10 protein-coding genes, 1 tRNA gene and 2 pseudogenes are annotated in these 10,932 nt (G+C 53.7%); 11 read left to right on the plus strand and 2 right to left on the minus strand.

What is annotated here, in order from left to right; genetic code table 11:
* Nucleotides 1–2,198, plus strand: a 2,198-nt coding sequence (locus tag AC2VLY_RS05670; RefSeq protein WP_486893437.1) for a heavy metal translocating P-type ATPase, incomplete at its 5' end; no start/stop codon positions are given.
* A gap of 49 nt (nucleotides 2,199–2,247) precedes the next feature.
* Here the strand turns inward: AC2VLY_RS05670 and AC2VLY_RS05675 are convergent.
* On the minus strand, nucleotides 2,248–3,150 hold the full coding sequence (locus AC2VLY_RS05675) for a D-hexose-6-phosphate mutarotase (RefSeq protein ID WP_486893435.1): 903 nt from the start codon (nucleotides 3,148–3,150) through the stop codon (nucleotides 2,248–2,250).
* Nucleotides 3,151–3,294: 144 nt separating this feature from the next.
* Here AC2VLY_RS05675 and AC2VLY_RS05680 point away from each other — a divergent pair, with 144 nt between their 5' ends.
* The 9 genes and pseudogenes from AC2VLY_RS05680 to AC2VLY_RS05720 all read left to right on the plus strand — a co-directional run bounded on the left by AC2VLY_RS05680 (nucleotide 3,295) and on the right by AC2VLY_RS05720 (nucleotide 9,844).
* On the plus strand, nucleotides 3,295–5,127 hold the full coding sequence (locus AC2VLY_RS05680; protein ID WP_486893433.1) for an ABC transporter ATP-binding protein: 1,833 nt from the start codon (nucleotides 3,295–3,297) through the stop codon (nucleotides 5,125–5,127).
* 97 nt (nucleotides 5,128–5,224) lie between these two features.
* Nucleotides 5,225–5,605 carry a hypothetical protein gene (locus tag AC2VLY_RS05685; RefSeq protein ID WP_486893431.1) on the plus strand — a complete coding sequence of 127 codons (381 nt, stop codon included), beginning with the start codon at nucleotides 5,225–5,227 and terminating at the stop codon, nucleotides 5,603–5,605.
* Nucleotides 5,606–5,620: 15 nt separating this feature from the next.
* Nucleotides 5,621–6,598 carry a heavy metal-binding domain-containing protein gene (locus tag AC2VLY_RS05690; RefSeq protein ID WP_193651067.1) on the plus strand — a complete coding sequence of 326 codons (978 nt, stop codon included), beginning with the start codon at nucleotides 5,621–5,623 and terminating at the stop codon, nucleotides 6,596–6,598.
* A complete protein-coding gene (locus AC2VLY_RS05695; protein ID WP_193651068.1) occupies nucleotides 6,595–7,419 on the plus strand; it encodes a heavy metal-binding domain-containing protein in 825 nt (274 codons plus the stop codon). Before AC2VLY_RS05690 ends, AC2VLY_RS05695 begins: the two co-directional genes overlap by 4 nt.
* A 30-nt stretch (nucleotides 7,420–7,449) precedes the next feature.
* The gene (locus AC2VLY_RS05700) at nucleotides 7,450–8,190 is read left to right on the plus strand and encodes a PspA/IM30 family protein (RefSeq protein ID WP_486893429.1); all 741 of its coding nucleotides are present in this window, start codon (nucleotides 7,450–7,452) and stop codon (nucleotides 8,188–8,190) included.
* 69 nt (nucleotides 8,191–8,259) lie between these two features.
* Nucleotides 8,260–8,336: transfer RNA gene (locus AC2VLY_RS05705), tRNA-Arg, on the plus strand.
* A 260-nt stretch (nucleotides 8,337–8,596) separates the two neighbouring features.
* On the plus strand, nucleotides 8,597–8,863 hold the full coding sequence (locus tag AC2VLY_RS05710; RefSeq protein WP_486893427.1) for a helix-turn-helix domain-containing protein: 267 nt from the start codon (nucleotides 8,597–8,599) through the stop codon (nucleotides 8,861–8,863).
* A gap of 37 nt (nucleotides 8,864–8,900) precedes the next feature.
* A pseudogene (locus tag AC2VLY_RS05715) lies at nucleotides 8,901–9,569 on the plus strand (type II toxin-antitoxin system HipA family toxin); the annotation flags it as partial.
* Nucleotides 9,566–9,844 carry a hypothetical protein gene (locus AC2VLY_RS05720; RefSeq protein ID WP_486921918.1) on the plus strand — a complete coding sequence of 93 codons (279 nt, stop codon included), beginning with the start codon at nucleotides 9,566–9,568 and terminating at the stop codon, nucleotides 9,842–9,844. The pseudogene AC2VLY_RS05715 and the gene AC2VLY_RS05720, both read left to right, overlap by 4 nt.
* Before the next feature lie 583 nt (nucleotides 9,845–10,427).
* Here the strand turns inward: AC2VLY_RS05720 and AC2VLY_RS05725 are convergent.
* Nucleotides 10,428–10,577, minus strand: a complete 150-nt coding sequence (locus AC2VLY_RS05725; RefSeq protein WP_193650092.1) for a DUF29 family protein — start codon at nucleotides 10,575–10,577, stop codon at nucleotides 10,428–10,430.
* A 158-nt stretch (nucleotides 10,578–10,735) separates the two neighbouring features.
* On the opposite strand from AC2VLY_RS05725, the pseudogene AC2VLY_RS05730 reads away from it, so the two are divergent.
* Nucleotides 10,736–10,932, plus strand: a pseudogene (locus AC2VLY_RS05730) (hypothetical protein); the annotation flags it as partial.

The following is a 10,932-nucleotide window of genomic DNA, read 5'->3' on the forward strand; positions in this document are numbered from 1 at the left end:
CTTGTGCTTCCTGCAGCAGTCGCGTGGAGCGCGCTCTGGGCAAGGTGCCCGGCGTCCTGTCGGCCAGCGTCAATCTGGCCACGGAACGGGCCATGGTCGAATATTTTCCGGATAGCACCAATCAGGATAAAGTGATTGCCGCTGTTGTTAACGCCGGTTATGAAGCGCGGGCGGTCCGTGCTGATGCCCGGGGTGAAGATCGTAAAATCTCCCAACTGCGGCTGATGCGAAAAGATTTGCTGACGGCGGTTATTTTGGCTGTACCTATTTTGTGTTTGTCCATGGGCCCCCTGCTTTTTCCGGCGTTGGGACGATGGCTGCAAGAAAATGCACCCTTTGTGCATTTTTGGGACTGGGTTCAGGCCGTGCTGGCAACGCTGGTACTGGCCGGTCCGGGGCGGCGTTTTTTTCGTCCGGGTCTGATTGCCTACCGCCATTTGTCTCCGGACATGAATTCTCTGGTGGCTACCGGTACGGGGGCCGCCTGGCTGTTCAGCATGATCGTGCTGATTTTCCCAGAGCTTTTCAGCCAGGTCGGAGGGCATGTGTATTTTGATTCGGCGGCAGTAGTTATCGCCGCCATTCTGCTTGGCAAGTATCTGGAAGAGCTGGCCAAAGGCCGGGCCTCGCAGGCGATTCGGCATCTGGTTGATCTGCAGGCCAAGGACGCAACACTGCTCAAGGATGGGCAGGAACAGCGGGTGCCACTCAACCGCATCCGCACCGGAGATCATCTCCTGGTCAGACCGGGAGAGCGTCTGCCCGTGGATGGCATCGTCCTGGAAGGAGAATCCTATATAGATGCAGCCATGCTGACCGGAGAAGCGTTGCCTGAGCATAAAAAAGCAGGTGACGCCGTCGTCGGTGCGACGATCAATGGTAACGGCAGGCTGATTATCGAAGCGACTGCGGTGGGGCAAAATACAGTCATTGCCCATATTATTCAGATGGTCGAGCAGGCCCAGGCTGGAAAGCTGCCCATCCAGGGTCTTGCTGACCGGGTGGTTCGCGTATTTACGCCTTTGGTTATTGGCATTGCGCTGCTGAGTTTTATGGTGTGGTTATGGTTGGGACCCAGCCCGGCTATTACTGTGGCGCTGTTGTCCGCTGTGGCGGTGCTGGTAGTGGCCTGTCCCTGTGCCATGGGACTTGCCACCCCGGCGGCGGTTATGGTCGGTACCGGCCGGGCTGCAGAGTTAGGTGTGTTTTTTCGCAAAGGACTGGCGTTGGAAACGCTGGCTCAGGTGAAAACGGTCTGTCTGGATAAAACCGGCACTTTGACGCGGGGTACGCCAGCCGTGTGTGAAATTGTCGCAGACGATGTCCGCCAGGTTCTGACCTTGGCTGCGTCGCTGGAAGCGGCTTCTGAGCATCCTTTGGCGCGGACCATTGTTCAGGCTGCGCGTGAACGGGAAATTTCCCTGTCTCCTGTGACGGATTTTCAGGCTGTTCCCGGCCGGGGTGTTGAGGGCGTCGTAGCCGGACAGAAAATTCTGGTCGGTACGGCGGTCTGGTTGCAGGAGAATGGCGTAGCGCAGGACGCTAAATTTTGGACTGAGCCGCAGGTGGCCCAAAGCTGGGTGTATATTGCCGGGAATGGACATCTGCTGGGGAAAATCGCCATTCAGGACAGCGTAAGACCCGAATCCTTAGCGGTCGTCCGGCAACTGCAGTCCATGGGTATGCGGGTAGCCATGATTACGGGTGACAGCCAGAGCGCAGCGCGGCATCTTGCCGAACACCTTGGAATAGAAGAGTTTTATGGAGAGGTGTTGCCTCAGGATAAGGCAAATATCGTCAAGCAGTTACAAAGCCAGGGCGGCAAAGTCGCCTTTGTGGGCGATGGCATCAATGATGCTCCGGCTCTGGCTCAGGCAGATGTGGGTCTGGCCCTGGCTTCAGGAACTGATATTGCCATGGAGACGGCTGATCTGACCTTGACCCATCGGGATCTCAGTGCATTGGTGACGGCTGTGCAGGCAGCGCGCAAAACCATGGCGACCATTCGCGGTAATTTATTCTGGGCGTTTTTTTATAATATCTTGCTGATTCCAGTGGCTGCGGGTGTGCTGATTCCCTGGGGATTTCAGCTGAATCCCATGCTGGCGGGACTGGCCATGGGAATGTCGTCAGTATTTGTGCTCAGTAACAGTTTACGTTTGAAGTGGCTGCGTCCGTGGGTGCCTGATTCAGTCTGAAAGATAAAGTCACGGCAAAGCCTCTGCGGCAACAGCCACTTTCAAGGGATCATAGAGACTCGGCACTGTAACGCACCATCATGCTGTGCTTCTCACCTGGCTGCAGTTGCAGCACATTTTCGGCGGCGTTGGCGGATTCCACGCAGAGCATCTGCCGCCAGCCATCCGGCGTGTAATCTCCCATGGCAGCAGCCTTTTCGGCCCAGGGCGTCCAGACTACTGTGGAATCGGCATGCTCCTTATGAATACGAATTCGGCGGTACATGCGCGGGTCATGGATAATGCAATCACTTTGGGTGTTGAGATAAACCCGGTCGGTCTCGGCGTTGAAGGTAATGTCACCTTCCTGCTGCTTCCGGGCGAAATCTGCGGTTTTGTCGAGATACGTACAACCATCCAGACCTTCCAGGCGCACCGAATGAATATCGCCCACGTAGAAATACGTATGGAAAGCTTCACCCAGAGTGATTGTGTCGTTTCCGGCATTATGGGTAGTCAGAGACATTTCCAGAGTTTCGGAAACGATAATTTCAAGGCTGACCGGAGTCTCATGAGGCCACTGTGCCCGGGTTTCGTTCGTGGGCTCCAGGGTCAGGGTAATCCGGGTAATGTCCTTGCTGCTTGATGAATCGCTGACGGTCCACAAGTGGGTGCGGGCAAAGCCATGGGCCGGGAACTGGCTGTTGTCGGGATGCGGACCGAACCAGGGCCAACATACCGGCACGCCGCCGCGAATGGATTTGCCGACAGCGAAGCGCGATTTTTCCGAAAGCCAGATGAGTGGATCGTACTGGGAGCGTGGTTGAAACGCTGTCAGATGAGCCCCTTGCAGGAAAACACTGGCACTGGCAGTGTTGTTGCGAATGTCCGCAAAAATCTGCCCCCCCGGACCAAAGCGAAAAAACACATGTTCGGGAATGGCGTAGCGATTCAGTGCATCAAGGGATTGCATGGTTATTCCAGGAGGTGAGGGAATTTGGCACATTCTGCTGCTGAAGGTCGCCAGCGGTCAATTGACGGATCGCGATAATGCAGCCAAAGCCGTCGGGCAGGCGTATGCTGTGTTATTCCTGAAATTCGCTGACAAGGTGACTGAGTGGCGCAAAATCCCTGGCAACGTCCGGTCAATAAAAACCTCTGGGTATTATGGAAACTGAAGCCCTTTTTGCGTTCCCGGCTGGGGCTGCTGCTGGCTTATCTGTTGGCCATGCTCTGCAGCGCTGCCGCTTCCTTGGTTTTGCCCCAGGGCGCACGCTTTATTCTCGACAAGGGGTTCCACAGTTACAGGGCATTGCTATGGATCAGCATTGCGCTATTCATATTGGGTATGTTTACGGTCGCCATGCGCGGGCTGCGGGATGGTCTGGCAACCTGGCTGGGGCAGGGGGTCGTCGCCGATTTGCGCAGCGCCGTGTTCAGTCATGCGCTGCATCTTCCCGCCATATTTTATGAGACATTCCGGACCGGTGAGGTCATTTCGCGGTTAAGCAGTGATGTCACCATTTTACGCTTTGGTTTGACGGGCGTGCTCGGGCGCAGTCTGCAAAGCGGCATCACCCTGGTCGGCGCGCTGGTGTTGATGCTGGTGACCATGCCCCAGTTACTGATCCCGGGAATGTTGGTATTGCCGTTTCTGGTGTTTGTCAATATCCGTTCAGGACGTCTGCAGCGCGGATACAGCCGCAAGGAACAGGATTATCTGGCTGATCTCAGTGCCCATACCGAAGAGTCCATCAATGGCATTCGGGTTATCCAGGCGCTTACCCTCGAACCTCAGACTGAAACCCGATATCGCCAGGATATTCATCTGTTGCTGGGACAAGTCTGGTCGCGGGTTAAAGTCCAGTCCTGGTCCACCTTTCTGACGGGAAGCCTGGTTTTTCTCGCACTCAGCGCCATGCTCTATCTGGGCGGTCTGGCGGTTCTCGAAAAGCAGGTAGGCATGGGCGTACTGGCGGCATTTCTGCTTTACGCCCTGATGGCGGCAACGTCTTTGGCCTCGTTGGGGGAGTTATGGGGCAGCATGTCGCGACTGGCGGGTGCCACTGAACGCTTGCTGGCGCTGCTGGATGAACAGCCGGAACACAGTGTCCCGGCTTTGTCAGGCGCTGTGGGCAAGGTTCCGGAACCCTCTGAGTTTTCCATCAGAAATCCGGCACGATTGACCCTGGAGCGCGTCGCCTTCCGGTATCCTTCGCGGCCGGATGTGCCTGCTATTGAAAATATTTCCCTGGATATTGAACCAGGGGAAACAGTGGCTTTTGTAGGTGCTTCCGGAGCCGGTAAAAGTACGGTGTTTTCCCTGCTCATGCGCCATTATCAACCCAGCGAAGGGCAAATTTTGCTGGATGGAACGGCCATTGATGCCATGCCCTTGCGCAGCTTGCGCCAGCAACTGGCCGTAGTCCCACAACATCCTGTCATTTTTTCCATGAGTATTGCGGATAACATTTTGATGGCGCGTCCTGATGCCAATGAGGCAGCTTTACTGGCTGCCGTTCAGGCTGCTCGGGTGGATGAATTTTCTGACCGACTGGAAGACAAACTGAAAACCCATGTTGGCGAAAAAGGCGTAACTTTATCTGGAGGGCAACGCCAACGCATTGCCATTGCCCGGGCGATTCTGAGAAACCCTCGTGTACTGATTCTGGATGAGGCCACCAGCGCCCTGGATGCGGAAAATGAGCGGCTCATTCAGGAGGCACTGGCTAATTTGACCGCACAGCGGACCACCCTGGTGGCAGCGCATCGTTTGGCCACTATTGTTCATGCTGCACGCATTGCCGTGCTTGATCAGGGCCGACTCATTGCTATTGGCAGTCATGAAGCGCTGCTGAAAAGTTGTCCCACTTACCGGCAATTTGCTGAATTGCAGCGCCTGCACGAACAATCTCCGGAATTATCCACCCTGGAAAAAATACGCGCCTGAAGAAAAACAGAACTATAGTCAAAGCTGGCGGTCTGAACTTGGGTAATTATTTTTTGAAAAACCGAATGTGGCCGATAAATAGGGTGGGAGGCCCTCCATGAGCACAGATTTTGACCAAAGTACTGCCTGGATCAGGCGCGCGCAAGACGACATGAAGGCTTTTGTAGAAGGATTGGCGGCAAGACTGGAGGGAGATATGCCCGGCCTGGTTGAAGTAGAAAGAAAAAAAGACGGTTTTTTTGCCAAGACCAGCCATGTCCATGCCATTACTGTTCACACCAACAATAACGATTATTTACTGACTCATGAAGGTGCGCATATCAGCACGGTTCGTGCCAAAACCGTGCGTGGCGTGGTGCTTAAACATGAGGATTTACCACTCGCCACATGGCTGGAAAGCCTGGTGAAAGACCTCGGTGATTTGTCCGGGGAAATGCAGGGAGCCAGCAATACATTGCACGATTTTCTCATGGGGTAACGGCAAGGAGCTACTATGTCCATTTGGGACAAGATCAAACACGGTATTGAGGAAGTCGCCCAGGACGCGCAGCGAGCGGCCGAAAATCTGGGTCATAACGTGAGCCAGGGCGTCCGTTCACAAACCCCTGAAGAAATGCAGCGATATTCTGAATGGGAACAGGCCTTGCAGCAACGCCGCCTGCCCAATTTTGTTCAAAATCGCCTGTTCGCGACCAGTCAGGGGCATCTTCCCTGGATCAGTACGGCCACTGCCGCAGAACTTCTTTTGCAACGCAGTCACGGGGTTCAGCCTATCGGTATGGTAACCGGAAACTGTTGGTATCACTTTGGTTATTCCTGGACCCAGGGACACTACGATGGCTGGCACACGGCGGTAGAGCGTATGCGCCTTGAAGCCATCGCTCTGGGAGCCAATGCGATTGTCGATGTGCGCATGAAAGTGCGGCATGGGGAAGGTGAGGATATGGATTATGGGGTGACCGGCACCGCAATCCGGCTAACCGGAATTCCCCCTGCCACCGCGCCCGTTATCGCCACGGTGTCGGCCCTGGAATTTGTCCGTTTGCTGGAAGATGGCGTGGTTCCTGTAGGTATTGCCATTGGCGCCAATTTTGACTGGTATATGCCCTGGATGGGTACTGTCGCTGATCAGGCTTCCCAGCAGGCACCTTTTGCGGCGCGGTACTGGAACATGGAAATTACCGACCTTTCTACTTTTCAGGAAAATGTCCGGCGCCGGGCGCTTTATGATTTGCGCGAAGATGGCCGCAAGATGGCTGCCGGCGTTCTTGGACACACCAGTTATACCCAAATGTTTCGGGTACCTGCCGATCAGGACAACCCCGAACGTTTTCTTTGTCGCCACATCAGTATTGGTACCGCCATCAGTTATCTGCCAAAAAACCCGCCGCAACATGAACTGCTTGCCATGATATCACTGGCTGATCACCCCCTGACCAGTGCTACTGACTCCAAAAAGGATTTGATATGACCGATAGTACAGAACATCTCGCTCCCCATGCCGTAGAACGTCTGAAAGGACTGCGTTCGCAGGGCAGTCACGAAGGTATATTTACTTCGGATTTGTCCGTCAATGAATTTGTGATGGTCCGCAAGGCCAATTTTGAGCCCTTGGGTCTGGTGGTCGGCTCGTGTATTTATCATATGGGAATCCAGTATGGAAACTGGAATCAAAACATGGAAATGGATGTGCTTTCCCAGGCCATGTATCAGGCCCGTGAGCTGGCTATCAGTCGCATGGAGCAGGAATCCATTTTACTGCAGGCCGACGGTATTGTGGGTGTGCGTCTGGAAGTGAAGCGTATGGAATGGGATCAGGACATTCTCGAATTCATGGCGATTGGTACGGCCATCGCCCACCGCAGTGGCGCGTCAGGCTTCAAGGGGGTGGGTGGCAAGCCCTTTACCAGTGATCTGAGTGGTCAGGACTTCTGGATGTTGTTGCAGGCGGGTTACCGCCCCATGGAAATGGTCATGGGTTCCTGTGTGTATCATGTGGCGCATCAAGGAATGCTGAAATCCATGGGAAATGTGGGTCGCAATACGGAAATGGAACAATTTACCCAGGCCATGTATGACGCCCGGGAACTGGCCATGGAACGTATGCAGCATGAGGCGCAGGAAGCCCAGGCGGATGGCATTACCGGCGTTCAGCTTCATGAAGGCAGCCACAACTGGAAACCCCATATCATCGAATTTTTTGCCGTCGGTACCGCCGTGAAAGCCATGGAAAATGCTGATGCTCTGGTTGATGGCCTGAGCCCGCAACTGGTTATTCCGGTCAACGATTAAAGCGCGAGTCATTCGCAAGGAGAATATTCAATGTCATTATTTAAGCATGCCTCAGAAATATTGCAGGGCAAGATCAATCATTTTTTGAATAATGCGGAAGATCCTGCCGAAACCCTGGACTTATCGTATGAAAAAATGATCACTAACCTGCAGGAAACCAAGCGCCATCTGGCCGATGTGGTTACCGAAAAAGTGTCGCTGGAAAGTCAGATGGCACAAGCGCAAAAAGCCGCTGACAAGGCCGACGCAGATGCCAAGATGGCTCTGGGTGCCAACCGTGAAGACCTGGCCCGCGCCGAGTTGGCCGAAAAGCAGTCCGAATTGCAAAAACTGGCCAGTCTCAAGGAAGCGCATGATGCAGTAGCGGCTCAGTCACAGAAGCTGCAGGAATACGAACAGAAGCTGCAGGATCATATCGAACAGTTCCGTACCCAGAAAGAAGTGACCAAAAGCGAAATGATGGCCGCCAAGGCTGAGGTCCAGGCTGGAGAATCATTAAGTGGTATCGGCAAGGGTATGGATGACGCCGGTGAGGCCATGCGTCGCGCCCAGGACCGCACCGCCCAAATGGAGTCCAAGGCAACTGCCATGGATGGCTTGATTGAGTCGGGTGCCCTCAGTGATCCCCTCGATACCCGCAGTCAAACTGATAAGGAATTGGATAAAGTGCGCGCCAGTAGTGGTGTTGATGATGATCTCGCCCGTCTGAAGGCAGAAATGGCCAAAGAAAAGGCCGGAGGGGCATCCGGAGACAGTTCGGGAAACCCCTGATCATTCGTGGCTGCTGCTGTCGCAACATATTGACCCCGGCCAGTGCAGTCGCTATATTACGCCCTCGTTGCGCTCGTAGCTCAGCTGGATAGAGCAACTGGCTACGAACCAGTAGGTCGGGAGTTCGACTCTCTCCGAGCGCACCAATAAAATCAAGGGTTTAGACTTAGGTCTAAGCCCTTTTTCTTTGCCTGATTGAATTTGCAGCGTAATTGTTAATCCGCGTCATTCGTTTGCCATCTGTCAGCATCAGGTATTTACCGCACCATATTGCGACTAAGAACTAATAAAATCACTATCTCGCTATTTATTGCGAGTTGACTAAAGTAGTTTATTGGTCTACGAATATCGCAATAACTGACGATATACAGCGGTTCAACCGGAATATTCGCGATAGATTACGACTATGAAAATCACTGGTCTACACGCCGATGTAGCCGTGCTGGCCGAGCTGGGCGCACGGATTGCTGGCCGTCGGGTTGAATTGCAGTTGACCCAGGCAGCGGTGGCCGAACAGGCGGGTGTCGCCAAGCGCACCCTCGAGCGCATGGAGGCTGGGCAAATTTTGCGGCTGCAGACAGGGGGATGCGCTGGGGGATATTCTGCGCGTGAACACATCCGCCGGTGGCGCGCGGGCGAAGGCGGTCATCGCATGGAACCCGAAAACCAATGAAGTGCGCTCGGACTAGGTCAAGGCCGGCAAGGGATTTGAATACTGGCTGCTGAAATTTGATGGTGTCAGTGGCAACAAGGACAAGGAACTGGAAGACCCGCAAGGCTACGGGGTGATTGAGTATGCGCATTACCTGATGGCGCTTGAATGCGGCATCAATATCAGTGAATGCCGGCTGTTCAAGGAGAATGGCCGGTCGCATTTCATGACACGTCGCTTTGATCGTTTGGCTGCCGGCGAGAAACTTTACATGCAGTCGCTCTGTGCCCTGGCGCACTATGATTTCAATATGGCGGGTGCCTACAGCTACGAGCAGGCGTTGTTGGTGATGCGGCAACTGCAGTTGCCGATGCAGGCCATCGAGCAACTGTTTCTGCGCATGGTATTCAATATCGTGGCCCGCAATCAGGATGACCGCGTGAAGAATATTGCCTTCCTGATGAACAAGGCCGGTGAGTGGTCGTTGTCGCCGGCCTTTGATATGACCTACAGCTTTAATCCTGCGGGCGCGTGGACGCCAAGCCATCAGATAACGATGAATGGAAAACGCGACCATTTCACGCTGGAGGACTTCAACGCCTGCGCAAAGACCGCTTCGATGAAACGGGGGCGCGCTGCGAAAATCGTTGCCGAGGTGCAGGCGACGGTATCGAAATGGGGGTCGTTTGCAGAAAAGGCCGGCGTGCCTGATAGCGTGCGCGAATGAATCCAGCGCACCTTGAATCTGAAGCCCTATTTATGAAACCGGGCCAACACAAAACCGTCCGGGCCCGAATCCTCGGCTATGCCGAGGCCATCGGCCGGACGATTGTGCCCCGCGAGGAAGCCGAGCAGCGGCGCGGCTTTGATCCGGATGTACCTCTCGCCGACCGCGCCAAGAACCGTTTGCTCTTCTTCGATAACCTGCTCGACACCAAGCTGCGGGAATTCAACCCGCCGCCGGGTTACGTATATTCACCAAAAACGCTGACTTTGCATTAAGTAAGCCCGATAGTGCCTCAGTATCATTAAGCTTTTCAGTCTGGGCATTGTGATTTTCTTTGACTATCAGGCTTCCGTTGCTATCGCGGGTCACTTTCAGTATCCCACCGGCTTTTTGGATGCCAGATATTGCCAAAGGGTTGGCCAAGTCCACGGTTTAAGGATCAACCGTCCGAGATCCCGCTTGATAAGACACGCTTCCGGTCATGATGGCGTGCGTTTTTTGCAATATTTGTACTTCTTTCCACAGAGCTTCAGGGCTGGGTCCGACTGTATGCGCCGCCCAAGCCATAGAAGAAAAACAACCGCTTATGGTGAGTAATATAACAATATTAAGTTTTGGCATGACACGGCTCCTGACTCAACCCGGAGTCTCCACGAAATGTCATGACGAGGAGACGTTTGCTTTAAATCTAAAGCTTCTTAGAAATTATAGCGGTTATTCCGGACCTGTATGTAAAACGGTGATCGTGTTTATTCTGGTCACCAGTTAGCCAGAATTTGCGTGTCGATATCCCAAGGGCACGGCTCTGGAAAGGTGAAGAGCGGTAGATCGGTTTCAAAAGCCGCCTCGTCTGTGGCATTACTTACAAGCGTCCGGCATCATTTCAGGAATCAGCCTCTTGAGGCTTGGTGAATCCTTGAGGAGATACTTGAGATCAAGCCGTTGATTTTTTATGGTGGTCGCCCAGCTTTTGCTCTGTTTTTGAGGTTGCCATTTTATCAAGCGCATAGGCAAGACCCGTAGATGGCAATAAGATTGGACGAAGAGCAGAAAGTGGACTTGAAGTCACCGTCACAATTTTGATTGATCAGCGGCGTTCAATGAAGGATATTGAAAATGACCATGAATAATCCATCAGTTGATAGTTGGTATCGGTTTTGAACTCAATGCTTTCCAGTTCTACACTCAGGGCTTGGGGGCAGTCTGAATTTCTGTACCTGTTGCGCGCCGATTTACTGGCACAGGACGTTCTGTTTGCGCCCTTACAAAGTGCTTTAGAGCATGGCAGCTATGCACTACTGGATGATGTCACGCTCATGGAGCTGAATCGCCGCGAAAATAACCAGTTACTCTGCATGGATTT

This window comes from Acidithiobacillus sp. TH-A36 (assembly GCF_057473445.1).